The organism is Pseudomonas lactis (genome assembly GCF_001439845.1).
Lineage (GTDB): Bacteria > Pseudomonadota > Gammaproteobacteria > Pseudomonadales > Pseudomonadaceae > Aquipseudomonas > Aquipseudomonas lactis.
In genome coordinates this window covers 69,595-93,235 of record NZ_JYLO01000015.1, presented here as the reverse complement: position 1 = coordinate 93,235, position 23,641 = coordinate 69,595, and the positions used below count along the sequence as shown (strand labels likewise).

Sequence of the window (23,641 nt, the reverse complement as noted above, 5' to 3'; positions counted from 1 at the left end):
CACTCTAGCTGGACGCTGTCACAGCGCCATCGGAACACGGCTTTGTAAGCCAGTTCCGAGAGGAAACCAAATAAAATTGGCCTTCCCATTTGAAAAGAGGCTGCGCGCGTGAGCGGGCAGCCTCTTTCGGCGACAGTTTGGAACTGTCTTATTGCTTGGCGGCAGCCAGCTGGGCAGCAACTTCTTCAGCGAAGTTGTCGACCGGCTTCTCGATGCCTTCGCCTACTTTGAAGTAGGTGAAGGAAACGATTTCAGCACCGGCTTTCTTGGCCAGTTCGCCAACCTTGATTTCAGGGTTCTTGACGAACGCCTGCTCAACCAGGCTTGCTTCAGCCAGGAACTTGCTGATGCGGCCTTTGATCATGTTTTCAACGATGTTCTCTGGCTTGCCGGCGATCTTGTCGGCGTTGAGGCTCAGGAACACAGCTTTTTCACGTTCGATTGCGTCGGCAGACACTTCCGAAGGCAGCAGGAACTCAGGGTTGCTTGCAGCAACGTGCATTGCGATGTCTTTAGCCAGCTCAACGTCGCCGCCTTTGAGAACAACTGCAACACCGATCTTGTTGCCGTGCAGGTAACCACCAACCACATCACCTTCAACGCGAACCAGGCGACGGATGTTGACGTTTTCGCCAACCTTGCCGACCAGTACCAGGCGATCAGCTTCTTGAGCTTCGATCAGCGGAGCGGCGTCAGTCATTTTCTCGGCGAACGCTTTTTCAACGCTGGCAGCAACGAATGCCTTGAAGTCGTCCTGCAGAGCCAGGAAGTCGGTCTGGGAGTTCACTTCCAGCAGAACGGCGGATTTGCCGTCTTCTTTCAGAGCGATAGCGCCTTCAGCAGCCACGTTGCCTGCTTTCTTGGCAGCCTTGATGGCGCCGGAAGCACGCATGTCATCAATGGCTTTTTCGATGTCGCCGCCGGCCTTGGTCAAGGCCTTTTTGCAATCCATCATGCCTTCGCCGGTACGCTCACGCAGTTCTTTAACCAACGCTGCAGTAATCTCTGCCATTTCAAAATCCTCTTGGATAGGTTTTCAACCATTCCACCCGATCAAACGGGCGATCAATTCTTCCCGAATCTCCGTTGTAGGCCGCTGCACGTTACAAATGATGTAGCTGCGCTGCCGACAAATGGTTTTCGAGGTGGCAAAAAGGGGGCCAAGCCCCCTTTTTGCTTACTGAGTCAACGCCAGGGCGTCAATTACTCAGCGGCAGCTACCGGAGCTTCTTCAACGAACTGCTCGGTACCACCAGCAACGTGGTTGCGACCACGGATTACAGCGTCAGCCATCGAACCCATGTACAGCTGGATAGCGCGGATTGCGTCATCGTTGCCTGGGATGATGTAGTCAACGCCTTCCGGGCTGCTGTTGGTATCGACTACGCCGATAACCGGGATGCCCAGCTTGTTGGCTTCGGTGATCGCGATGCGCTCGTGATCAACGTCGATAACGAACAGTGCGTCAGGCAGACCGCCCATGTCCTTGATACCACCCAGGGAACGATCGAGCTTTTCCAGGTCACGGGAGCGCATCAGCGCTTCTTTCTTGGTCAGCTTGGCGAAAGTACCGTCTTCGGCTTGTACTTCAAGGTCACGCAGACGCTTGATGGAAGCACGGATGGTTTTGAAGTTGGTCAGCATGCCGCCCAACCAGCGGTGATCGACGTACGGCGAACCGCAACGTGCTGCTTCTTCAGCAACGATCTTGCCAGCGGAACGCTTGGTGCCGACGAACAGGATCTTGTTTTTGCCCTGGGCCAGACGCTCTACGAAAGTCAGTGCTTCGTTGAACATTGGCAGGGTTTTTTCAAGGTTGATAATGTGAATCTTGTTACGCGCGCCGAAAATGTACTTACCCATTTTCGGGTTCCAGTAACGGGTCTGGTGACCGAAGTGCACACCGGCCTTCAGCATATCGCGCATGTTGACTTGGGACATGATAGTTCCTTAATAAGTCGGGTTTGGCCTCCACGTATCCCAATGACCAACCAGCGGCATCAAGGCCTCCGGCACCCAGGTCATCGTGTCGACACGTGTGTGGATTTAAGCTTTGCGGGGTATCCCCGGAAAGCGGCGCATTTTATACCACAGCATCGGCAAAAACGAAACCCGCAATCACACTTGCCGGTCGTCGTCTTTGCGTAAGCCCTTGAATACAGCCAACATGGCTCTACCTCATAGAGAGAAGCGATCACCAGATGCGCATGATTTGCCAGCATCGTCTGTTAGAATCGCGTTTTTTGGGACTTGCGCGAATGCTGTAACCCTTTGTCGCGCCCCCGTGAACCGTATTGATTTCAGCGCGTCGCGCTAGAGAGAGCCTGTATGACCGTTACCTTGAAAACCGCCGAAGACATCGCAGGCATGCGCGTTGCCGGCAAACTGGCTGCCGACGTGCTGGAAATGATCGCCGAACACGTCAAGCCCGGCGTCACCACCGAAGCGCTGGACCGCATCTGCCACGACTATATAGTCGACGTGCAAAAAGCCATCCCTGCCCCGCTGAATTACAAAGGCTTCCCCAAGTCGATCTGCACCTCGATCAACCACGTGGTCTGCCACGGCATTCCCGGTGACAAGCCACTGAAGGACGGCGACACCCTGAACATCGACGTCACGGTGATCAAGGACGGCTACCACGGCGACACCAGCCGCATGTTCCACGTCGGCAATGTACCGGTGTGGGCCGAGCGCCTGTCCCAGGTCACCCAGGAATGCATGTACAAGGCCATCGAAATCGTCAAGCCCGGCTGCCGCCTGGGTGACATCGGTGAAGTGATCCAGAAGCACGCGGAAAAGAACGGTTTCTCGGTGGTGCGCGAATTCTGCGGCCACGGTATCGGCAAAGTGTTCCACGAAGAGCCGCAGATCCTGCACTACGGCCGCGCCGGAACCGGCATGGAACTCAAGGCAGGCATGACCTTCACCATCGAGCCGATGATCAACCAGGGCAAGGCCGACACCAAGGTGCTGGGCGACGGCTGGACCGCCATCACCAAGGACCGCAAGCTCTCGGCCCAGTGGGAACACACCCTGCTGGTCACCGACACCGGCTATGAGATTTTCACCCTGCGCGCCGACGACACCATCCCACGCGTTTCGGCCTGAAGGTTGCCCAGGTTTTCCCACAGCGTGTTGTGACTGACTGATAGATAGAAAGGAAAGCCGATCGATGCCCCAGGTGGATCCCGAACTCTTCGACCGTGGCCAGTTCCAGGCCGAGCTGGCATTGAAGGCAAGCCCTATCGCGGCCTTCAAGAAGGCCATCCGCCAAGCCCGCGAGGTTCTGGATGCGCGCTTTCGCAGCGGCCGGGATATTCGCCGCCTGATCGAAGACCGCGCCTGGTTCGTCGATAACATCCTGCAAAAGGCCTGGGAGCAGTTCAACTGGAGTTTCGACGCCGATATCGCCCTGGTGGCGGTCGGCGGCTACGGTCGCGGCGAACTGCACCCCTACTCCGACATCGACCTGCTGATCCTGCTGGACCAGGCCGATCATGAGACCTTTCGCGATTCCATCGAGCGCTTTCTGACGTTGCTGTGGGACATCGGCCTGGAAGTCGGCCAGAGCGTACGCTCGGTGGACGAATGCGCCGAAGAGGCCCGTGCCGACCTGACGGTGGTCACCAACCTGATGGAAAGCCGCACCATCTGCGGCCCCGAGCGCCTGCGCCAGCGCATGCTCGAAGTCACCAGCACCGCACATATGTGGCCGAGCAAGGAGTTCTTCCTGGCCAAGCGCGCCGAGCAAAAAGCCCGGCACCACAAGTACAACGACACCGAATACAACCTGGAACCCAACGTCAAAGGCTCACCGGGCGGGCTGCGGGATATCCAGACGATTTTGTGGGTGGCGCGCCGTCAATACGGCACGCTGAACCTGCGCGCCCTGGCCGGCGAAGGCTTCCTGGTGGAGAGCGAAAACACTCTGCTGGCCTCGTCCCAGGAATTTTTGTGGAAGGTGCGCTACGCCCTGCACATGCTGGCCGGGCGCTCCGAAGACCGCCTGCTGTTCGATCACCAGCGCTCTATCGCCACCCTGCTGGGCTTTGAGGGCGAAGACGCGAAGACCAGCATCGAAAGCTTCATGCAGCAGTACTACAGGGTGGTCATGAGCATTGCCCAGCTCAGCGACTTGATCATCCAGCATTTCGAAGAAGTGATCCTGGCCCCCGAAGACGAAGCACCGCCGCAGCCGATCAATGCGCGCTTCCAACTGCACGACGGTTATATCGAAGCACGCAACGACAACGTGTTCCGCCGCACGCCGTTCGCCATGCTGGAAATCTTCGTGTTGATGGCGCAGCAGCCGGAAATCAAAGGCGTGCGCGCCGATACCATCCGCCTGCTGCGGGAAAACCGTCACCTGATCGACGACGACTTTCGCAACGATATTCGCAATACCAGCCTGTTTATCGAGCTGTTCAAGTGCCGCATCGGCATCCACCGCAACCTGCGGCGCATGAACCGTTACGGCATTCTCGGGCGCTACCTGCCGGAGTTCGGTTTTATCGTCGGGCAGATGCAACACGACCTGTTCCACATCTACACCGTCGATGCCCACACCCTGAACCTGATCAAACATCTGCGTAAGTTGCAGTACACCCAGGTATCAGAGAAATTCCCGCTGGCCAGTAAGCTGATGGCCAAGCTGCCCAAGCCCGAGCTGATTTACCTCGCCGGCTTGTACCACGACATCGGCAAGGGCCGGCATGGCGACCACTCGGAGATCGGCGCGGTGGATGCCGAAGCCTTCTGCCAGCGCCACCAACTGCCGTTGTGGGACAGCCGCCTGATTGTCTGGCTGGTGCAGAACCACCTGGTGATGTCGACCACGGCCCAGCGCAAGGACTTGTCCGACCCACAGGTGATTCACGACTTTGCCGGCATCGTCGGCGATGAGACCCGTCTGGATTACCTGTATGTGCTGACTGTTTCCGACATCAACGCCACCAACCCGACGCTGTGGAACTCCTGGCGCGCCAGCCTGTTGCGCCAACTGTACACCGAGACCAAGCGCGCCCTGCGCCGTGGCCTGGAGAACCCGGTGGACCGCGAAGAGCAGATCCGCCGCACCCAAAGTGCGGCCCTGGATATCCTGGTGCGCGGCGGTAACGACCCGGACGACGTCGAGCAACTCTGGTCGCAACTGGGTGACGATTACTTCCTGCGCCACACCGCCGGCGACGTGGCCTGGCACAGTGACGCAATCCTGCAGCAACCCGCCGATGGTGGCCCGCTGGTCTTGATCAAGGAAACCACCCAGCGCGAATTCGAAGGCGGCACCCAGATCTTCATCTACGCGCCCGACCAGCACGACTTCTTCGCCGTGACCGTGGCGGCCATGGACCAGCTCAACCTGAACATCCATGACGCCCGGGTCATCACCTCCAGCAGCCAGTTCACCCTCGACACCTACATCGTGCTCGACACCGACGGCGACTCGATTGGCGACAACCCGGCGCGCGTGAAAAAGATCCGCGAGGGCCTCACCGAAGCCCTGCGCAACCCCGACGACTACCCCACCATCATCCAGCGCCGGGTGCCGCGCCAGCTCAAGCACTTTGCCTTTGCGCCCCAGGTGACTATTTCCAACGACGCCCAGCGACCAGTGACGGTGCTGGAGCTCAGCGCACCGGATCGCCCAGGGCTGCTGGCGCGTATCGGCGGGATTTTCCTGGAGTTCGATCTGTCGTTGCAGAACGCCAAGATTGCGACCCTGGGGGAGCGCGTGGAAGACGTGTTCTTTATCACCGACGCCGACAACCAGCCACTGTCCGACCCGGAGTTGTGCCTGCGCTTGCAAGCGGCGATCGTGGAGCAATTGAGCGTGAGCCAGGAACCCGGTGTCGAGCTGACCCGACTGACCATTTGAATTCTTAACTTTGTGAACAGGAGCCCTGTGGGAGCTGGCTTGCCTGCGATGCAGACACCTTGGTCCGTCAGGTAGACCGCAGTGATGCCATCGCAGGCAAGCCAGCTCCCACAGGGTCCGTGCTCACCGTGATAGAGGCTTATATGAACAACGCCCTTAACCAGTTGCAGCCCTACCCCTTCGAGAAACTGCGCGCCCTGCTCGGCAGCGTGACGCCGAACCCGGACAAACGCCCCATCGCCCTGTCCATCGGCGAGCCCAAGCACACCTCACCGGCCTTCGTTGCCGAGGCCTTGAGCCATAACCTCGATCAAATGGCGGTGTACCCCACCACCTTGGGTATTCCGGCGCTGCGCGAAGCCATCGGCGCCTGGTGCGAACGCCGCTTCAACGTGCCCAAGGGCTGGCTGGACCCGGCGCGCAACATCCTGCCGGTCAACGGTACGCGCGAGGCGCTGTTTGCCTTCACCCAGACCGTGGTCAACCGTGGCGACGACGCGCTGGTGGTAAGCCCCAACCCGTTCTACCAGATCTACGAAGGCGCCGCGTTCCTGGCCGGGGCCAAGCCGCACTACCTGCCATGCCTGGATAGCAACGGCTTCAACCCGGACTTCGATGCCGTCTCCCCCGACATCTGGAAACGCTGCCAGATCCTGTTCCTGTGCTCCCCCGGCAACCCGACTGGCGCACTGATCCCGGTCGACACCCTGAAAAAACTCATCGCCCTGGCCGACCAATACGATTTCGTCATCGCTGCCGACGAGTGCTACAGCGAGCTGTACTTCGACGAGCAAACCCCGCCACCAGGCCTGCTCAGCGCCTGCGTCGAGCTGGGCCGCGAGGACTTCAAGCGTTGCGTGGTATTCCACAGCCTGTCCAAGCGCTCCAACCTGCCAGGCCTGCGCTCAGGCTTTGTGGCCGGCGACGCCGAGATCCTCAAGGCCTTTTTGCTGTACCGCACCTACCACGGCTGCGCGATGCCAGTGCAAACCCAGCTTGCAAGCATTGCGGCCTGGCAGGACGAGGCCCACGTACTGGCCAACCGTGACCTGTACCGCGAGAAGTTCGATGCGGTGCTGGCGATCCTCAAGCCGGTGCTGGACGTGCAAAGCCCGGATGGGGGCTTTTACCTGTGGCCGAATGTGCAAGGCGACGACGCTGCCTTCTGCCGCGATTTGTTCGTGCAAGAGCATGTGACAGTGGTGCCGGGCTCTTACCTATCGCGGGAAGTGGACGGCTTCAACCCTGGCGCGGGGCGTGTGCGCCTGGCGTTGGTGGCGCCGTTGGCGGAATGTGTGGAAGCGGCTGAGCGGATTCGCAACTTTATCCAGCGCAAGCCATAAACATTTTAAATTCCGCACTGTGCAAGGCAGTGCGGTTTCCTTTGCCTATGGAACCAATCCCCCCTCGCTTTCCACTACTTGACACAATCCCATGAGTAGAGCGTATGAGCATAACTGCCCCCGGGGCGACCACTCACTCTTTCTATCCGCCTCACATTAATAACGATACTTCGGCTTCCGAACGTACAAGCAGAACCAAAAGGGGTATAGCGGACACAAGTAAGCGATGGCCTGACGGCATTGTTACCGTCGCACTGGATCTGAAAGACCAAAAAAGCAAAGCACTGGTAGTCGATGCGCTCAGGGAGTGGGCCCATCACACTCCCGGACTGCAATTCAGAGTCGTGGACGGTAAAGAAGGCGATATTCGAATCAGCGACGACGAAGGTTTCAATGGAAACTGGTCAGCGATTGGTACCGACGCTAAGAAAATACCGCTGCACGAACCAACGATGCACTTGAACAGGAGCGACGACTCAAAAGGATTTCGTCGAACAGCCTTGCATGAAATCGGGCATGCCTTGGGTCTTGAGCATGAACACCAGCATCCGGAACATGATATCAACTGGAAAGAAAGCTCTGTATATAAAGCCTTTGAGCAAGACGACAACTGGGATGAAGAGGATGTTTATAACAACCTGTTCAAACTGCCTACCGGAAACGACCTGCTGATCACGAGCTACGACAGACGATCCATCATGCACTACCCTATACATCCAAGCGCAACTAAGGATAGCAGAGGCGTTCCGGCCAATGATTCACTCTCAGAGGGGGACAAAGAAATCATTCGCAAGCTTTATACCCCCAAAAGATTCGGAGGCTAATGCTCCGGATTCAGCGTGATAAACGCAGAACCACCCATTATCCAGGTTTCATCGTGCCTAAATTCGCCTCGCTCATATCCAACTCCGCCAACACCTCCCTCAACACGTCATCACCAATCTGGTGATGACGGCTCAAGCTATACAACTCCAACCGCTGAGCACGCAGGGCCTTGAGCCGCAACTTGCGCTCCAGCTGGTCCATTTGCAGCGCCAGCGCCTGGGCTTCGGCCGAATCATTGAACACGTCCAACTGGTGACGATACTCCGCCATCAGCCGCGCCTTGAGCTCGGTGGCCAGTGCCGCTTGAGCGGCGTCCGGTGTTTCAGCTTCGGCGGGTTCTTGAGCCTCCAGTGCGTGAATCGCCGCCACCGCGGTCTTCTTCCAGGCCTCGCGCACTTCGTTGTGGCGCTTTTCATCCGGGCCTTTTTCGACGCCACGCAGCAGTAACGGCAGGGCGATGCAGGCAGCGACCAGCGACAGCAGGATCACCCCGGCAGCGATAAAGATCAGCAGGTCACGCTCAGGAAAATCCTGGCCCGGCGCCAGCAGCAAGGGCACCGACATCACACCGGCCAACGTCACCGCTCCGCGTACACCGCCGACGGTCAACAGCCAGCAGGAACGGGCCGTCGGCACCAGGGTCAGCGCGCTTTTGCCACGCAGCCGGCGCAGCAACCCCGACAGCCGCCAGATGCTCTGCACCCAGATAAAGCGCAGTACCACCAGCACCAGGAAGATCGCCACCACGTCCAGGCAGCGATACATCAAGGTGGGCCACAGTGTGGTTTCATGGCTGACCACGGCCTTGATGATGTCTGGCAGTTGCAGGCCCAGCAGCAGGAAGATCAAACCGTTGAAGGCAAACTCCAGCAACGACCACACGCTGCGGTTGAGCAGGCGCGTGCTGGTCTGGCGCGGCAGCAGGTCGAGCCAGCTTTGCATCATGCCCGCCGCCACCGCCGAGAGAATGCCGGACGCGCCCAGGCGTTCAGCCAGTACGTACGCAGCAAAGGGCAGCAGCAACATGAACACCACATGAGTGGCCGGGTCATCCCAGCCGCGCGCGATCATCCAGGCGCGCAGGCGGCCGACCAGCCAGCTCAACGCCACCCCGATCGCCAGCCCGCCCACCGCCACCAGCACAAACGTCAGGCTGGCATCTGCCAGGGAAAAGACCCCGGTCAACGCTGCGGCCAGGGCGAATTTGAAGGTCACCAGGCCAGATGCGTCATTCATCAAGGCTTCGCCTTGGAGCATGTGCATCAGCGGCTTGGGCAAACGGTTCTGGGAAATGGCCGACACCGCCACGGCGTCCGTCGGTGACAAAACCGCGGCCAGGGCGAAAGCCACCGGTAACGGGATGGTTGGCAATAACCAATTGATGAAATAGCCGGCGCCCACCACAGTGAACAGCACCAGCCCCACCGCCAATGTCAGGATCGGGCCACGCAGGCGCCACAACTCGCGCTTGGGCATGCGCCAACCATCGGAAAACAGCAGCGGCGGCAGGAATAGAAACAGGAACAGCTCCGGGTCCAGCGCCACGTGCAGCCCTAACGTGGGCCAGGCCAGCAAGGCGCCGGCGGCGATCTGCACCAGGGGCAACGGCAGTGGGATGACGCGCCCGACGAGGCGCGAAAGGCTGACCAGCATCAGCAGGATAAGGACGGTGTAGGCGGTTTGCATAACGCGGGTTTCCCGGACAATCGACTTGCAACGACACATCAGGCAACAACTGGCCGTTGAAGTGCCATATTACCTGGCTATGTTACTCGCCTAGGCTGCGCACCGGCTTTTGCACAAAAGTCGCACGCTGTTGACGAGCGGCGCCGAAACCCGCCGGTCGTGGCATAATCCGTGATCTTTCATTTTCATAGGTCCAAAGGGGGGCAATTCCTTGAGTGCTTCAAGCAAAACCTTGCACCTTTTCGGCATAAAAGCCTGCGACACCATGAAAAAGGCGCGCACCTGGCTCGATGAGCACGGGGTGAGTTATGAGTTCCATGACTACAAAACGGCCGGTATCGACCGCGAACACTTGACCCAATGGTGCAACGAGCACGGTTGGCAGGTGGTTTTGAACCGTGCGGGCACCACCTTTCGCAAACTCGAAGACGAACGCAAAGCCGATCTCGATCAGTCGAAAGCCATTGAACTGATGCTCGCACAACCCTCGATGATCAAGCGCCCGGTGCTCGATCTCGGTGACAGAACCCTGATTGGCTTCAAGCCAGATAGTTATTCGGCGGCCCTCAAGTAGGCCAGCCTTCCATTTTTGTAGAGGTAACAGCATGTCCAATTCCCTGTTCAGCCTGGGCTTCGGCGTCGGCACTCAGAACCGCCAAGGTGCTTGGCTGGAAGTGTTTTACGCACAACCCTTGCTCAACCCATCGGCTGAAATCGTTGCCGCCATCGCACCGATCCTCGGTTACACCGAAGGCAACCAGGCGATCACCTTCACCGTGAGCCAGGCCCTGCAACTGGCCGACGCACTCAAAGGCGTCGATGCCGCCCAGGCCGCCCTGCTCAGCCGCCTGGCTGAAAGCCACACGCCGCTGGTCGCGACCCTGCTGGCCGAAGACGCCGCACTGACGTCCACGCCTGAGGCCTACCTCAAGCTGCACCTGCTGTCCCATCGCCTGGTCAAGCCTCACGGCCTGAGCCTGGCCGGTGTGTTCCCGCAGTTGCCGAACGTGGCCTGGACCAGCCAGGGCGCCATCGACATCAATGAGCTGGCCGAGCGCCAACTGGAAGCGCGCCTGCGTGGCGACCTGCTGGAAGTGTTCTCGGTGGACAAGTTCCCGAAAATGACCGACTACGTCGTACCGACCGGCGTGCGTATCGCTGACGCGGCACGTATCCGCCTGGGCGCCTACGTAGGCGAAGGCACCACCGTGATGCACGAAGGTTTCGTCAACTTCAACGCCGGCACCGAAGGCCCGGGCATGATCGAAGGCCGCGTATCGGCGGGCGTATTCGTCGGCAAGGGCTCGGACCTGGGCGGCGGTTGCTCCACCATGGGCACCCTGTCGGGCGGCGGCAATATCGTGATCAAGGTCGGCGAAGGCTGCCTGATCGGCGCCAACGCCGGTACCGGTATCCCATTGGGCGACCGCAACACCGTGGAGTCGGGCCTGTACATCACCGCCGGCACCAAGGTTGCCCTGCTGGATGAGCAGAACCAACTGGTCAAGGTGGTCAAGGCACGCGAGTTGGCTGGCCAGCCAGACCTGCTGTTCCGTCGTAACTCCGTAACCGGTGCCGTGGAGTGCAAAACCCACAAATCGGCCATCGAACTGAACGAAGCGCTGCACGCTCACAACTAAGCAGCCACTCGATGCCACTAGCGGGCCGCATCTTCGGGGCGGCTCGCTTATACGAGTCTTGATCACCATGCTTGTGCCCTCCCCCTGGCGCGCCGACTTCCCGGCCATCGCCACCCTGCAACGGCAGGACCAGACCTATCTGGACAGCGCCGCCACCACGCAAAAACCTCAAGCCCTGCTGGATGCCATCAGTCATTACTACGCCAATGGCGCAGCCAATGTGCACCGTGCCCAGCATTTGCCCGGGGCCCATGCGACCCAGGCCTTTGAAGACAGCCGCAGCAAGGTCGCGCAGTGGTTGAACGCAGGTGACAGCGGGCAGGTCGTGTTTACCCACGGCGCCACCTCTGCGCTGAACCTCCTGGCCTATGGCCTGGAGCACTTATTCAATGCGGGCGATGAGATTGCCATCAGCGCCCTGGAACACCACGCCAACCTGTTGCCCTGGCAGCAATTGGCCAAACGCCGCGCACTCACGCTGGTGGTCTTGCCCCTGGGCGATGACGGCGTGATCGACCTGGACGCCGCCGCCAGCTTGATTGGCCCACGCACGCGCCTGCTGGCGGTGAGCCAGTTGTCCAACGTGCTCGGTGCCTGGCAGCCGCTGCAAGCCTTGCTGAAGCTGGCCCAGGCATACGGCGCCCTCACGGTGGTGGACGGCGCCCAAGGCATCGTCCATGGCCGCCATGATGTGCAGGCCCTGGGCTGCGACTTCTACGTGTTTTCCAGCCACAAACTCTACGGCCCGGACGGCGTCGGCGTGCTGTATGGCCGTAATGAAGCCCTGCATCACCTGCGCCACTGGCAGTTTGGCGGCGAGATGGTGCAACAGGCGGACTATCACAGCGCCAGCTTTCGCCCCGCGCCGCTGGGTTTCGAGGCCGGCACTCCACCGATTGCCAGCGTGATAGGCCTGGGCGCGAGCCTGGATTACCTGAGTTCGCTGGATGCTTCGGCGGTGCTCGCCCACGAAGCCGCCCTGCATGACTACCTGCTGCGTGGGCTTAAGGCACGCAATGGCGTGCGCGTGCTGGGCTCGCCGCAAGTGGCGCTGGTGAGTTTTGTGGTGGAGGGCGTGCACAACGCCGACCTCGCCCACTTGCTGACCGAGCAAGGCATTGCCGTGCGGGCCGGCCATCACTGCGCGATGCCTTTGTTGAAGGCGATGAATCTGTCAGGCGCAATCCGCGTCTCCCTGGCGCTCTACAACGATTCCGACGACCTGGAGCGCTTTTTTGAAGCGCTGGACCAGGCACTGGACATGCTGCGATGAGCTTGCCGCTGGAGGCACAAGCCGCGCTGGAAGCTTTCCAGGCCGTAGGCAGTTGGGAACAGCGCGCGCGGATGCTGATGCAATGGGGGGAACGCTTGCCCGCTCTGGCTGATGACGAAAAGATCGACGCTAATCGGGTGCAAGGTTGCGAAAGCCTGGTGTGGCTGGTGGGGCGTTTGCAGGACGGCCACTGGCAGTTTGCTGCGAGCAGCGAGGCGCGGATGATTCGTGGGTTGGTGGCGTTGCTGCTGGCGCGGGTCAATGGGCTGTCGGCTGATCAATTGCAAGCGGTTGACCTGCCTGACTGGTTCAATCAACTGGGCTTGTCGCGCCAGTTATCGCCGTCGCGCAGCAACGGTTTGAATGCCGTACTGCAACGCATGCGAGACCTGACGCGTACATAGAAATTAATGTGGAAGCTGGCTTACCTGCGATGGCCATAGGTAACCGACGGTAACCACGATGCGAAGCGAGCCGCTCTTGATCTTGATCTGCTTTTGATCTTGATCTCAGGCGCCCCGTTAAACCACGCTGGCCGAACGCAGGCTTGAATTCGTGGGTAACCCGGCAGGACGCCGGGTTAGCCGCCCCGCGCCAGGGATGGCGCGTGGCGGCGGCCCACGGATTCAAGCCTGCGTTCGGGCACACCGAGCCCAAGCGAGGTGCCGAGTGGTGGGGCAAGAGCGTTTTGCTCACTTTTGCGCTCTTTTCAAAAGTGAGCCGCCGTCAGGGCGGAACCCTAAGTGGCCGTTACCGCAGGAATGGATATGTACACGATCCAACGGTGTTGACTGCCAGGCCGCCTTCGCGAGCAAGCCCGCTCCCACAGTTTGGATAGGGGGGTGTCAGGTAGATAGGTGTCGGCTAGCTGGCCGTCATCGCAGGCAAGCCAGCTCCCACATTTGGATTGCGGGGTGTCAGGGAGAGAGTTGTCGGCTGTCAGGCAGCCATCGGGGGCAAGCCCCCTCCCACATTTGGAGCTCGCCGCATCAGCAAGATGAGCGCTGTTGCTTGCCGCTTAAGCCTTGAGCGCCTTCTTGGGATAAATGTCGTAGCGGCTGGACTTGCCATCCAACGCATGGCTCGGCTTCGGCCCCTCAATACAGGGCGCCTTGCGCGGCCGCTTGACCACCACACGATGGCTGGCCAGCGCCAGAGCCGCCGCGAGCAACGCCGGTGCATCCGGATCATCACCCACCAACGGCCGAAACAGGCGCATTTCCTTCTTCACCAACGCAGTTTTCTCACGATGCGGAAACATCGGGTCCAGGTAGATCACCTGGGGCGGCTCCCCCTGCCAATTGAGCATCACGTCGATGGAGTTGCCCTTGAGCAACTTCATGCGCGCCACAATCGGCGCCACCTCAAAATCCTCGGCAGCGCGGGCCAAGCCATCTTCGAGCAAGGCGCCGATCAACGGCTGGCGCTCGATCAGGCTCATCTCACACCCGAGGCTGGCCAGCACGAACGCGTCCTTGCCCAAGCCCGCCGTAGCGTCCAGCACCCGCGGGCGCACGCCCTGGGCGATGCCCACCGCCTTGGCGATCATCTGCCCGCTGCCGCCGCCATACAACCGCCGATGCGCCGCGCCGCCTTCGACAAAGTCGACCCGCACCGGCCCTGGCGCATCAGGCCCAAGCTGTTGCAACTGCAAGCCGTGCTCCCCCACTTGCAGGGAAAAATCCGCATCGGCCACCTGCAGAGGCAACCCCAGCAGCGAAGCCCAGTGTTCGGCGCGGGCCTGGAAACTGTCAGCCAAGGCTTGGACCTGGATGCGGCTGGCCGCTGGTTGTTCGTTCATCAATCGCCACGCTCAAAAATATTAAGGATCGGCAAACAACGGCCGATAAAAATCACAGTCAGGTATTTTGCCAGAGCTGAGCGTCGACCGAGAAAAATGTCAGACATTCTTCCCCTTTCCATCGGTGTACTGCCGACCCACAACCACTATGGCCTGCGCAATACCCAAGCGCTGGCTGGGGTGAGTCATGTGTGGCAGGACTTCTTCGCCCGAGCGTTGGCCGAGCAGCTGGGTGAAACGCCAGACGCGCTCGCCGCCAAGGCGCCTGCCCCGGCAGACCCGGCGGTAGAACCCCGCGAAGGCGCCGACCTGCTGGCGCAGATCCTCACCCAGCGTGAGTGCGATGTGAAAAACGCCGAGATCGTGCCACCTGAGCCACTGTTCCTGCCGATTGCCGAGTTCGAAACCGAACTGCTGCCACCGGCCGCGACGCCGTTCCCGGAAGAAGAAATAGTCGCCCAGCAACGCCAACAAGCGTTTGAGAGCGAGTGGGTGCGCCCCGTTGTGCTGAACGCCGGCCAACCGCTACCCGAGCCAGGCCCGGCGCCACAACCACGCCCCCTGCACCTGCCAATTGCCGAATTCGAGCTGGACCTGCTGCCACCGGCCGCCACGCCGTACCCTGAAGAAGAATTGCTGGCGCAGCAAAAGGCCTTGGATTTCGATTACTACTGGGCGCGCCCGCTAGTGACCCACAACCTGCGCCTGGCCGCCTGAACCTTAGCGACACACCCACCAACGCCCCATGTCCAGATGGAAATGGTTGCGATGGGCGGCGTTGTAGTCCGGGCTCAACACCACGTTGAAATCATCACAGGCGCCATCGCGTACCAAGCGCAGGAAACGCGCGCCGTCGCCCTGCCCTGGCCAATCCTTGAGCACGCTGATGCTGCGCCCATCCGCCAGGCGAAAACCGGCGATATCCAGGGCATTGGCCGAGGCGTGCTGGCTGAGCCTCCCGTCGGCGCGATTGTAGATATTACGGCAGGCAAAACTGCCCAAATGCTCGACGCGGCTCACCGCTTGGCCAAACACGGCCTGGGCCGCCGGTTGCAGGCTATGTCGCTCGAACAAGGCGAACGCCACCGCCAGCGGGCAACTGGCAAGAAAGCTGCTGCTCAAGGCCACGTCAGCGCCCTGCACGCGCAGGACACTGCGCAAGGGGCACGCTGCATCAGTCGGTGTATCGGCCTGGCGGCTCACGCGCAGACCAGAGGTGTTCAACACCTGGTCACACAGCGCTGGATCATCCTGCAAACGACTGAGCTTGTAGCGCGTCAACAGGTTGGGGCTCGCTCGCACATCCAAGGGCGCCCAGGGGTTCCATTCAGGCGGCATCGGCACCCAACCGCGCCAGACAGCCAACGCAAATGCCCCCACCAACAACAGCAACACACTCAATGTCTTGACCACACCCACGGCTCAACCCTCAAAGTAGTCCGAGCTGCTCCGCCACGGGTTCTCGATGCAAGGCAGGCAGCGGCGGTAGCCCTGGCAGGCGCACCATCAGCTTGGCGTGGAAGCGTAGCGCCAGCTGTGCCGCGAGACGGTTGTCCGACGTGTGCAGGAACATATAGGGCGTGCGGCCCTCTTCGATCCAACTGGCAATCTTTTCCACCCAGGGAATCAGGAACGGGTCATTGGCCTCAAGGTCCGGATGCCCGATGAAGCGCACCTGGGGAAACTGCGTCAGGGCCGCCGGGCGCGGTGGCACCCGGGGCTTTTTGGACTGGGCATGCAGCACTGCTTCCGAGGTGGAAGTGCAACTGAACAGGGCACGTGGATCGAGGCAGATGCGCTCGACACCGCGATCGCGCAACAGGCGGTTGAGCATGCGCTCAGCATCACCCTTGGCGAAGAACTGTTCATGACGCACCTCCACGGCCAGCGGTCGATCGATGCCATCGAGAAATCCAGCCAGCTCCGCCAGGCGTGGCGGCGTAAAGCCCTTTGAGAGTTGCAACCACAGCGGTGAAACGCGCTCACCCAACGGGCTCATCAAGCCGACAAAGCTTTCTGCCGCCGGCAATTGTTCACGCAAATCACCAGCATGGCTGATATCGCCGGGGAATTTGGCGGTGAAGCGAAAGTCGTCAGGCATGATTTCGGCCCAGCGCTGCACAGTGGCGGCCGAGGGGCGAGCGTAAAAAGTGGTATTGCCTTCAACGGCGTTGAAGACCTGGGAATAGAGCCCGAGGTAATCGTTGGAGCGTGCATCAACCGGATACAGGTACTCGCGCCAGGCGTTTTCACTCCAAGACGGGCAGCCGATGTAATAAGGCAAACGCATCAGATATGGATATCGAGACCCAGCACTTCCATATCCCATTCGACAAAGCCGGCGGTGGTCAGGTAGCTGGCCAGGGCGGTGGCAACGCTTTTGCTCATGGAACGGGGAAAGACCATGTCTTGCTGACGGGCAGGAACGCCGCTGATACGTGCACTCGCGGCGCCTTGCGCTTTGGAAGGCGTATCGGTGTGTACTTCGATGAAGTCCGGTGAATCCTCGACGGATTCGTCTACCGTCACGCTCGCCTTGCGCGGCTTACGCTTGAGGGGATAGGACTGTGAGGAAAAACCGTCTATACGCATACATGCAGACTCGGTATCAATGATGGCAATTTAGCGGCACTTTCCATGGCGCGCAAATGCTCTGGTGATAACTAGAACACATAATTTGTAAAAGGTTTAAAAACCCAGGCAAATTCTGACGATTGGAGAAATTTGCCGCGCAATGCCCACATTTCTGGCGTCAAATAATCCCGCGCTCGGCCTTGGTTTGTGCGACTTTATCGCGCAGATACACCGGTGCGGCCTGGTCCGCCGCAATCGCTTCGCCGCGCTCGAATGCGAAACGCGCCAACGCCAGCAGGTCTTCAGCGTGGGGCAACATCGCCGCGTCCTGCTGCGTACACGTCATCTTGATGCGTTCGCCATAACCCCAGCCCGTGCCGGCACCGAACCAATCGCCGCTGGCATCAGCGGGCAACTGCGCCGCTTCGGGGGCCAGCACCGCTTCGGCACCGACCAGGCGCATTTCGCCTGCGGTCTCACGGTAGCAACCCCAGTAGACTTCATCCATGCGCGCATCAATCGCCGCTGCCACCTGCGACGCCCCGTGCTCACGCAACGCGCGCTGGGCCAGTACCGCAAGGTTGGACACTGGCAACACCGGACGCTCCAGGGCAAAAGCCAGGCCCTGCACCACGCCAATAGCGATGCGCACGCCAGTGAATGCACCGGGGCCACGGCCAAACGCGATGGCATCCACCGCCGCCAGGGTGGTACCGGCGTCTTCAAGCAGTTGCTTGATCATCGGCAACAATTTCTGCGCGTGCAGGCGCGGGATCACCTCGTAGTGGCTCGTGACCTTGCCATCGTGCAGCAAGGCAACGGAGCAAGCTTCAGTCGCGGTGTCCAGGGCCAGCAGGGTGCTCATCGGTGTCGGTGTCCAAGTCGGAAAAAAGTGCGCCAGTATAAACAACAACGACCCGCAAGCGGGCCGTTGTCTGTGCCGCCGATCACAGGATCAGCTCAGTGCTTGCAGCACCTTGGCGGTGATGGCCTCTACCGAGCCCACACCTGGGATGTGGCTGTACTTCGGCTTGCCTTGGGCTGCGGACAGCTTCTGGTAGAAGTCCACCAGGGGTTTGGTCTGGGAATGGTAGACCGACAGGCGATGACGCACGGTTTCTTCGGTGTCGTCTTTACGCTGCACCAGGTCTTCGCCGGTGACATCGTCCTTGCCTTCGACTTTCGGCGGGTTGTAGACGATGTGGTACACGCGGCCCGAGCCTTCGTGAACGCGACGGCCAGCAATGCGCTGAACGATCTCTTCGTCTTCAACTGCGATCTCGACCACGGCGTCCAACTCCACGCCCGCCTTCACCAGGGCTTCAGCCTGGGGAATGGTGCGTGGGAAGCCGTCGAACAGGAAACCGTTCTTGCAGTCTTCCTGGCTGATGCGTTCCTTGACCAGGTTGATGATCAGGTCGTCGGAGACCAGGCCGCCGCTGTCCATCACGCTCTTGGCGATCAGGCCCAGCTCGGTGCCAGCCTTGACGGCCGCACGCAGCATGTCGCCGGTGGAGATTTGTGGAATGCCGAATTTTTCAGTGATGAACTTTGCCTGAGTACCTTTACCGGCCCCGGGAGCTCCCAGCAGAATGACGCGCATCGATGTGCTCCTCAATTTTTTATAGAGATGACGCTCGGATTCGCCGCGTGGGGCCAATCTCGTAAAAATGTGGTTCTAGGCCGATCAAACGGCCAAAGGCTGATCAAGATACACAGCGGGCCCTCACCATACAAGCCGCCAAAAGTAGGAGAAACCCGCGCCGCACATGCGTCAGCGCCAGGGTGTGCCTGAGCGCAACCCACCCCCTCAAACGACGACCGCCCGTTTCCGGGCGGTCGTCGCGGCTTATCCGCAAGCCATTGAGTACACGCAAAAAACCTCAACCGGTGTTGCGCAAACCGGCCGCAATACCGGCCACGGACACCAGCAGCGCCTGTTCCAGAGGGCTGTCTTGCGCAGCCTCCTGCTGACGCGAACGTGCCAGCAACTCGGCCTGCAACAGGTGCAGGGGGTCGAGGTAGGTGTTGCGCAGGCGGATGAACTCCAGGGTGTCGGGGCTATGGGCCAGCAGCTGCGACTGGCCGGTCAGGCCAAGCACCACGTCGCACGCCTGCGACAATAGGTCGCGTAAGTGCGCACCCAATGCCAGCAGGTCCGGCTGCACCAGGCGCTCATCATAAAGACGGGCGATATCGGCATCGGCCTTGGCCAGCACCATCTCCAGCATGTCGATGCGCGTGCGAAAGAACGGCCACTGCTCGCGCATCTGCCCCAGCAATTGACCTTCACCGCGCTCCAGCGCCTTGCTCAGTGCCGCTTCCCAACCGAGCCAGGCGGGCAGCATCAGGCGCGTCTGGGTCCAGCCAAAGATCCAGGGGATGGCGCGCAAGCTTTCAATCCCGCCTGCACGACGTTTGGCCGGGCGGCTGCCCAAAGGCAAACGGCCCAACTCCTGCTCCGGCGTGGACTGGCGGAAGTACTCGACGAACTGCGGATTTTCCCGGACCACGGCGCGGTAAGCCCTGACACCGTCTGCCGCCAATTCGTCCATCAGGTGACGCCAGGCAGGCTCGGGAGGCGGCGGCGGCAACAGGGTAGCTTCCAGTACCGCAGCCAGGTAGAGATTGAGGTTCTGCTCGGCGATATCCGGCAGGCCGAATTTGAAGCGAATCATCTCGCCCTGTTCAGTGGTACGGAAACGCCCCGCCACCGAGCCCGGCGGCTGCGACAGGATGGCCGCGTGCGCCGGGCCGCCGCCACGACCAACGGTGCCGCCGCGACCGTGAAACAACAACAGCTCCACCTGTTGCTCGCGGCAGATATCCACCAGGCGTTCCTGGGCGCGGTACTGCGCCCAGGCGGCGGCCGTGGTGCCGGCGTCCTTGGCCGAATCCGAGTAGCCAATCATCACTTCCTGCGGGCCCTGCAAGCGCGCGCGGTAACCCGGCAGTTGCAGCAGGCGCTCCATCACTGGCCCTGCGTTATCCAGGTCGGCCAGGGTCTCGAACAGCGGCACTACGCGCATCGGCCGTTGAACGCCCGACTCTTTCAACAGTAGTTGCACCGCCAGCACATCCGACGCAGCGCCGGCCATGGAGATGACATACGACCCTAGTGATGCGGCCGGTGCGGCGGCGATTTCCTTGCAGGTATTGAGCACCTCGGCAGTGTCCGCCGACGGCTTGAAGTAACCCGGCAGCAACGGCCGACGATTGGTCAGTTCCTGGGTCAGGAAGCTGATACGCGCCTCTTCATCCCAGTCCTCATAACGCCCCAGGCCCAGGTAATCGGTGATTTCGGTCATGGCCGCCGAGTGACGGCTGGAGTCCTGGCGCACATCCAGGCGCACCAGGAACAGGCCGAACGTCACGGCACGGCGCAGGCAGTCGAGCAGCGGGCCATCGGCGATCACGCCCATGCCGCATTCGTGCAGGGACTGGTAGCACAGCTGCAGCGGGTCGAGCAGGTCGCGGTTGTTCTGCAACACGTCGGCCGGTGCCGGGGTGGTGCTGGTCAACGAGGTGTGGGCCCACTGGCGCGTGGCGCGCAGGCGTTCACGCAGTTGCTTGAGCAAGGCCCGATAAGGTTCGACGCTGTCGCCGACTTTGGCGTGCAGCGCCGGGCTGGCCTGTTGCATCGACAGCTCGGAAGCCAGCTGATCAATGTCGCGCAGATACAAATCCGCCGCCATCCAGCGCGCCAGCAACAGCACTTCGCGAGTGACCGGCGCGGTGACGTTCGGGTTGCCGTCACGGTCGCCGCCCATCCACGAAGCAAAGCGAATCGGCGCTGCCTCCAGGGGCAGGCGCAGGCCGGTGGCGGCGTGCAGGGCCTGGTCGGCCCTGCGCAGGTAATTGGGGATGGCGTGCCACAGCGAATGCTCGATCACCGCAAAGCCCCATTTGGCTTCATCCACCGGCGTGGGGCGCACGCGCCGGATTTCTTCGGTGTGCCAGGCTTCGGCGATCAAGCGTTGCAAGCGCTCACGAATCTGCTCGCGCTCGGCGGTGGTGAGGTCACGGTGATCCTGCAAAGCCAGTTGCGCAGCAATGGCGTCGTATTTTTGGATCAGCGTGCGGCGGGCCACTTCGGTGGGGTGGGCGGTGAGCACCAGTTCGATGTCCAGCCGCGCCAATTGCCGGGCCAGGGATTCATTGCTGTGCCCCTCGCTTTGCAGACGGGCCAGCAACTCTGGCAAGACCCGGGATTCGAACGGCGCGGGTTGCGACTCATCGCGCCGATGAATCAACTGATATTGCTCGGCAATGTTGGCCAGGTTGAGGAATTGGTTAAAGGCCCGGGCCACGGGCAGCAACTCCTGCTCCTGCAACTGGTTGAGGCTGGCGCTCAACTCATCGCCAGCGGTTTTCTCTGAAACGGCTCCGCGACGGTCGGCCTTGGCGCCTTTGCGGATCTGCTCGATCTTTTCGAGGAAAGCCTCGCCGTACTGCTCTCGAATGGTGTTGCCCAACAGCTCACCCAGCAGGTGAACATCCTCACGCAAGCGTGCATCGATATCACTCATCAGCCAATCTCCAGCCAGAAATCCGGGACGCGCAGGGGGTTCAGAGTGCCGCCGACGTCGGTTTCTGACAAGGCCGAACGCAAACGACTTTAAACCTTGGCGCTTACAGCTAGTCTCAACGGTAGGTCGCCGCGTTATTCCGCAGGCGGCTGGTCACTCATCACCGCCTGCCCTCGCAGGCTTTATTGAGGTAGCCATGAAAATTCGAGAACTGGCCCAGCATTGGGAAGAAACCGCCAAGGGTCGTTTGACCAAGACTGAATACGCGATTCATCTGGATGTGGAAGCCGCCGCCCGGCTGGCGGCCATTGCCGAGATGTACCCCAAGCGCCACGTTGAAGAACTGCTGGGCGAGCTGATCGGCGCCGCCCTGGAAGAGCTGGAAGCCAGCTTTCCTTACATCCAGGGCCAGCAGGTGATTGCCACCGATGAAGAGGGTGACCCGCTGTATGAAGACGTCGGGCCCACACCACGTTTTCTCACGTTATCCCGTCGCCACCTGCACGATTTGTCGGCCGTTACTGACGAACAAAAGCACTGATAAACATTTATTGACGTCAATTAAACCCACGTATTCCGGGCCTTTTACGGGCCCGGAGGTACCGCCGCGCGCCGCGAAAGTTCCATTTTTCAAACACTGACCAGTCAGTCAGATATTTTTTTAGGCAAATCGCCATATCCGCTGAACTTTTGAAAAAAGCCTCCGGTCACAGCCAGTAGCCATCACGTGTGGAACGGTCGTTTGAACGGACGCCATGTGCTTTATCGACGGGCCCGAAATCGATACGCCCCGATGGATTTTGATGTTTTTCAGGAGTTATCCAATGGAGTTGAAGACGATGAACACCAGCACTGCCAAATCCTCGTTTAACCATCTGCGCGGGCTCAAATTGGCCGCGCTGGCAATCGGCACCAGCTTCGTTCTGGCTGGCTGCGCCGGCAACCCTCCAACCGAGCAGTACGCCGTAACCCAATCGGCCGTCAACAGCGCAGTCAGCGCCGGCGGCACCGAGTACGCGGCGGTGGAAATGAAGTCGGCCCAGGACAAGCTCAAAGAAGCTGAGATTGCCATGCACGACAAGAACTACGACAAGGCTCGCCAACTGGCTGAACAAGCCGAGTGGGATGCCCGCGTCGCTGAGCGTAAAGCCCAGGCTGCCAAGGCTCAACAGGCTGTGAAGGACTCCCAGAAGGCTGTTGACGAACTGCGTAAAGAAGGCATGCGCCCAGCTGCAATCATGCAGAAGTAAGCCGCAGCCTCTTGACTGCATCGCACCTGATATCGAATTGAAAGGACGACACGACTATGCGTAAACAATTGATGATCCCTGCCCTGCTGGCGATGAGCGTTGCCTTGGCGGCCTGCTCCACCCCGCCGAACGCGAACCTGGAAAATGCGCGGACCAATTTCTCGTCCCTGCAAACCAACCCGCAAGCCACCAAGCTGGCCGCGCTGGAAACCAAAGATGCCAGCGACTGGCTGGACAAGGCTGACAAGGCCTACCGCGACAAAGAAGACGAGAAGAAAGTCGACCAACTGGCCTACCTGACCAACCAGCGCGTTGAAGTGGCCAAGGACACCATCGTCCTGCGCGAATCCGAAGCCAAGCTGAAAAACGCCGGTGACGAACGTGCCCGCGCCCTGCTGGACGCCCGTGATGCGCAAATCAAGCAACTGCAAAACAGCTTGAACGCCAAGCAAACCGATCGCGGCACTCTGGTAACGTTCGGTGACGTGCTGTTCGCCACCAACAAGTCCGACCTGAAATCCAGCGGCCTGGTGAACATCACCAAGCTGGCTCAGTTCCTGCGCGATAACCCAGACCGTAAAGTGATTGTCGAAGGCTACACCGACAGCACCGGTTCCGACTCGTACAACCAGAGCCTGTCTGAGCGTCGCGCCGCTTCCGTTCAACGTGCACTGGCTCAGCAAGGCGTGGATATCTCGCGCATCGTGACCCAGGGTTACGGCAAGGAATACCCGGTTGCCGATAACGGCAGCGTTTCCGGCCGCGCCATGAACCGTCGCGTTGAAGTGACCATCTCCAACGACAACCAGCCGGTCAAGCCACGGTCTTCCGTCGCTAACTGA

General features: G+C 60.5%; 22 protein-coding genes. 12 read left to right on the top strand and 10 right to left on the bottom strand.

Going from position 1 to position 23,641, the window contains the following annotated elements; genetic code table 11:
• Positions 1 to 148 precede the first annotated feature (148 nt).
• On the bottom strand, positions 149 to 1,012 hold the full coding sequence (gene tsf / locus TX24_RS24655) for a translation elongation factor Ts (protein ID WP_003189160.1): 864 nt from the start codon (positions 1,010 to 1,012) through the stop codon (positions 149 to 151).
• 191 nt (positions 1,013 to 1,203) lie between these two features.
• Complete coding sequence (gene rpsB / locus TX24_RS24650; protein ID WP_003189158.1) at positions 1,204 to 1,941, bottom strand: 30S ribosomal protein S2; 738 nt, start codon at positions 1,939 to 1,941, stop codon at positions 1,204 to 1,206.
• Positions 1,942 to 2,328: 387 nt separating this feature from the next.
• Here rpsB and map point away from each other — a divergent pair, with 387 nt between their 5' ends.
• The 4 genes from map (at position 2,329) to TX24_RS24630 (ending at position 8,045) form a co-directional block, all read left to right on the top strand.
• Positions 2,329 to 3,111 (top strand): type I methionyl aminopeptidase, encoded by a 783-nt coding sequence (map, locus tag TX24_RS24645; protein ID WP_003189156.1) that lies wholly within the window; start codon positions 2,329 to 2,331, stop codon positions 3,109 to 3,111.
• A gap of 64 nt (positions 3,112 to 3,175) precedes the next feature.
• Complete coding sequence (locus tag TX24_RS24640) at positions 3,176 to 5,878, top strand: [protein-PII] uridylyltransferase (RefSeq protein WP_034134914.1); 2,703 nt, start codon at positions 3,176 to 3,178, stop codon at positions 5,876 to 5,878.
• Positions 5,879 to 6,021: 143 nt separating this feature from the next.
• Positions 6,022 to 7,221, top strand: coding sequence for a succinyldiaminopimelate transaminase (dapC, locus tag TX24_RS24635; RefSeq protein ID WP_003189152.1), 1,200 nt, complete (start codon positions 6,022 to 6,024; stop codon positions 7,219 to 7,221).
• A gap of 104 nt (positions 7,222 to 7,325) precedes the next feature.
• Positions 7,326 to 8,045, top strand: coding sequence for a M12 family metallopeptidase (locus TX24_RS24630; RefSeq protein WP_057711518.1), 720 nt, complete (start codon positions 7,326 to 7,328; stop codon positions 8,043 to 8,045).
• A 37-nt stretch (positions 8,046 to 8,082) separates the two neighbouring features.
• On the opposite strand, the gene TX24_RS24625 is transcribed toward TX24_RS24630, so the two are convergent.
• On the bottom strand, positions 8,083 to 9,732 hold the full coding sequence (locus tag TX24_RS24625) for a Na+/H+ antiporter (protein ID WP_003189149.1): 1,650 nt from the start codon (positions 9,730 to 9,732) through the stop codon (positions 8,083 to 8,085).
• 265 nt (positions 9,733 to 9,997) lie between these two features.
• Here TX24_RS24625 and TX24_RS24620 point away from each other — a divergent pair, with 265 nt between their 5' ends.
• From TX24_RS24620 to TX24_RS24605, 4 genes are all read left to right on the top strand, one after another.
• Positions 9,998 to 10,306, top strand: coding sequence for an arsenate reductase (locus TX24_RS24620; RefSeq protein WP_229999207.1), 309 nt, complete (start codon positions 9,998 to 10,000; stop codon positions 10,304 to 10,306).
• Between the two features lie 31 nt (positions 10,307 to 10,337).
• Positions 10,338 to 11,372, top strand: coding sequence for a 2,3,4,5-tetrahydropyridine-2,6-dicarboxylate N-succinyltransferase (dapD, locus tag TX24_RS24615; RefSeq protein WP_057711516.1), 1,035 nt, complete (start codon positions 10,338 to 10,340; stop codon positions 11,370 to 11,372).
• A 67-nt stretch (positions 11,373 to 11,439) separates the two neighbouring features.
• Positions 11,440 to 12,645, top strand: a complete 1,206-nt coding sequence (locus TX24_RS24610; protein ID WP_034134911.1) for an aminotransferase class V-fold PLP-dependent enzyme — start codon at positions 11,440 to 11,442, stop codon at positions 12,643 to 12,645.
• Positions 12,642 to 13,049, top strand: coding sequence for a SufE family protein (locus TX24_RS24605; protein WP_003189144.1), 408 nt, complete (start codon positions 12,642 to 12,644; stop codon positions 13,047 to 13,049). Before TX24_RS24610 ends, TX24_RS24605 begins: the two co-directional genes overlap by 4 nt.
• Before the next feature lie 614 nt (positions 13,050 to 13,663).
• Here the strand turns inward: TX24_RS24605 and TX24_RS24600 are convergent.
• The gene (locus tag TX24_RS24600; protein WP_044272264.1) at positions 13,664 to 14,446 is read right to left on the bottom strand and encodes a class I SAM-dependent methyltransferase; all 783 of its coding nucleotides are present in this window, start codon (positions 14,444 to 14,446) and stop codon (positions 13,664 to 13,666) included.
• 96 nt (positions 14,447 to 14,542) lie between these two features.
• Between TX24_RS24600 and TX24_RS24595 the strand changes: the two genes are divergently transcribed.
• Positions 14,543 to 15,163, top strand: a complete 621-nt coding sequence (locus TX24_RS24595) for a hypothetical protein (protein ID WP_057711513.1) — start codon at positions 14,543 to 14,545, stop codon at positions 15,161 to 15,163.
• 3 nt (positions 15,164 to 15,166) lie between these two features.
• On the opposite strand, the gene TX24_RS24590 is transcribed toward TX24_RS24595, so the two are convergent.
• The 6 genes from TX24_RS24590 to ppc form a co-directional block, all read right to left on the bottom strand.
• Positions 15,167 to 15,865 carry an extensin-like domain-containing protein gene (locus tag TX24_RS24590; protein WP_057711511.1) on the bottom strand — a complete coding sequence of 233 codons (699 nt, stop codon included), beginning with the start codon at positions 15,863 to 15,865 and terminating at the stop codon, positions 15,167 to 15,169.
• A gap of 10 nt (positions 15,866 to 15,875) precedes the next feature.
• On the bottom strand, positions 15,876 to 16,736 hold the full coding sequence (locus tag TX24_RS24585; RefSeq protein WP_034135779.1) for a DUF72 domain-containing protein: 861 nt from the start codon (positions 16,734 to 16,736) through the stop codon (positions 15,876 to 15,878).
• A complete protein-coding gene (locus TX24_RS24580; protein ID WP_032893222.1) occupies positions 16,736 to 17,038 on the bottom strand; it encodes a hypothetical protein in 303 nt (100 codons plus the stop codon). Before TX24_RS24580 ends, TX24_RS24585 begins: the two co-directional genes overlap by 1 nt.
• Before the next feature lie 160 nt (positions 17,039 to 17,198).
• The gene (gene tsaB / locus TX24_RS24575) at positions 17,199 to 17,885 is read right to left on the bottom strand and encodes a tRNA (adenosine(37)-N6)-threonylcarbamoyltransferase complex dimerization subunit type 1 TsaB (protein ID WP_003189106.1); all 687 of its coding nucleotides are present in this window, start codon (positions 17,883 to 17,885) and stop codon (positions 17,199 to 17,201) included.
• A 90-nt stretch (positions 17,886 to 17,975) separates the two neighbouring features.
• Positions 17,976 to 18,623 (bottom strand): adenylate kinase, encoded by a 648-nt coding sequence (gene adk, locus TX24_RS24570; protein ID WP_003189104.1) that lies wholly within the window; start codon positions 18,621 to 18,623, stop codon positions 17,976 to 17,978.
• Positions 18,624 to 18,903: 280 nt separating this feature from the next.
• The gene (gene ppc, locus TX24_RS24565; protein WP_034135781.1) at positions 18,904 to 21,549 is read right to left on the bottom strand and encodes a phosphoenolpyruvate carboxylase; all 2,646 of its coding nucleotides are present in this window, start codon (positions 21,547 to 21,549) and stop codon (positions 18,904 to 18,906) included.
• A gap of 196 nt (positions 21,550 to 21,745) precedes the next feature.
• Here ppc and TX24_RS24560 point away from each other — a divergent pair, with 196 nt between their 5' ends.
• The 3 genes from TX24_RS24560 (at position 21,746) to lptF (ending at position 23,641) form a co-directional block, all read left to right on the top strand.
• Positions 21,746 to 22,090: a hypothetical protein gene (locus TX24_RS24560; protein WP_044272252.1), complete on the top strand. Its 345-nt coding sequence runs from the start codon at positions 21,746 to 21,748 to the stop codon at positions 22,088 to 22,090.
• Positions 22,091 to 22,373: 283 nt separating this feature from the next.
• Positions 22,374 to 22,799 (top strand): DUF4398 domain-containing protein, encoded by a 426-nt coding sequence (locus TX24_RS24555; RefSeq protein WP_003189094.1) that lies wholly within the window; start codon positions 22,374 to 22,376, stop codon positions 22,797 to 22,799.
• A gap of 56 nt (positions 22,800 to 22,855) precedes the next feature.
• Positions 22,856 to 23,641, top strand: coding sequence for a lipotoxin F family OmpA-related lipoprotein LptF (lptF, locus tag TX24_RS24550; protein WP_003189093.1), 786 nt, complete (start codon positions 22,856 to 22,858; stop codon positions 23,639 to 23,641).

What these genes read in the sequence shown, in the direction of transcription:
- tsf (WP_003189160.1), bottom strand. Translation starts at nt 1,012, where the DNA reads ATGGCAGAGATTACTGCAGCGTTGGTTAAAGAACTGCGTGAGCGTACC.
- rpsB (WP_003189158.1), bottom strand. Translation starts at nt 1,941, where the DNA reads ATGTCCCAAGTCAACATGCGCGATATGCTGAAGGCCGGTGTGCACTTC.
- map (WP_003189156.1), top strand. Translation starts at nt 2,329, where the DNA reads ATGACCGTTACCTTGAAAACCGCCGAAGACATCGCAGGCATGCGCGTT.
- TX24_RS24640 (WP_034134914.1), top strand. Translation starts at nt 3,176, where the DNA reads ATGCCCCAGGTGGATCCCGAACTCTTCGACCGTGGCCAGTTCCAGGCC.
- dapC (WP_003189152.1), top strand. Translation starts at nt 6,022, where the DNA reads ATGAACAACGCCCTTAACCAGTTGCAGCCCTACCCCTTCGAGAAACTG.
- TX24_RS24630 (WP_057711518.1), top strand. Translation starts at nt 7,326, where the DNA reads ATGAGCATAACTGCCCCCGGGGCGACCACTCACTCTTTCTATCCGCCT.
- TX24_RS24625 (WP_003189149.1), bottom strand. Translation starts at nt 9,732, where the DNA reads ATGCAAACCGCCTACACCGTCCTTATCCTGCTGATGCTGGTCAGCCTT.
- TX24_RS24620 (WP_229999207.1), top strand. Translation starts at nt 9,998, where the DNA reads ATGAAAAAGGCGCGCACCTGGCTCGATGAGCACGGGGTGAGTTATGAG.
- dapD (WP_057711516.1), top strand. Translation starts at nt 10,338, where the DNA reads ATGTCCAATTCCCTGTTCAGCCTGGGCTTCGGCGTCGGCACTCAGAAC.
- TX24_RS24610 (WP_034134911.1), top strand. Translation starts at nt 11,440, where the DNA reads ATGCTTGTGCCCTCCCCCTGGCGCGCCGACTTCCCGGCCATCGCCACC.
- TX24_RS24605 (WP_003189144.1), top strand. Translation starts at nt 12,642, where the DNA reads ATGAGCTTGCCGCTGGAGGCACAAGCCGCGCTGGAAGCTTTCCAGGCC.
- TX24_RS24600 (WP_044272264.1), bottom strand. Translation starts at nt 14,446, where the DNA reads ATGAACGAACAACCAGCGGCCAGCCGCATCCAGGTCCAAGCCTTGGCT.
- TX24_RS24595 (WP_057711513.1), top strand. Translation starts at nt 14,543, where the DNA reads ATGTCAGACATTCTTCCCCTTTCCATCGGTGTACTGCCGACCCACAAC.
- TX24_RS24585 (WP_034135779.1), bottom strand. Translation starts at nt 16,736, where the DNA reads ATGCGTTTGCCTTATTACATCGGCTGCCCGTCTTGGAGTGAAAACGCC.
- TX24_RS24580 (WP_032893222.1), bottom strand. Translation starts at nt 17,038, where the DNA reads ATGCGTATAGACGGTTTTTCCTCACAGTCCTATCCCCTCAAGCGTAAG.
- tsaB (WP_003189106.1), bottom strand. Translation starts at nt 17,885, where the DNA reads ATGAGCACCCTGCTGGCCCTGGACACCGCGACTGAAGCTTGCTCCGTT.
- adk (WP_003189104.1), bottom strand. Translation starts at nt 18,623, where the DNA reads ATGCGCGTCATTCTGCTGGGAGCTCCCGGGGCCGGTAAAGGTACTCAG.
- ppc (WP_034135781.1), bottom strand. Translation starts at nt 21,549, where the DNA reads ATGAGTGATATCGATGCACGCTTGCGTGAGGATGTTCACCTGCTGGGT.
- TX24_RS24560 (WP_044272252.1), top strand. Translation starts at nt 21,746, where the DNA reads ATGAAAATTCGAGAACTGGCCCAGCATTGGGAAGAAACCGCCAAGGGT.
- TX24_RS24555 (WP_003189094.1), top strand. Translation starts at nt 22,374, where the DNA reads ATGGAGTTGAAGACGATGAACACCAGCACTGCCAAATCCTCGTTTAAC.
- lptF (WP_003189093.1), top strand. Translation starts at nt 22,856, where the DNA reads ATGCGTAAACAATTGATGATCCCTGCCCTGCTGGCGATGAGCGTTGCC.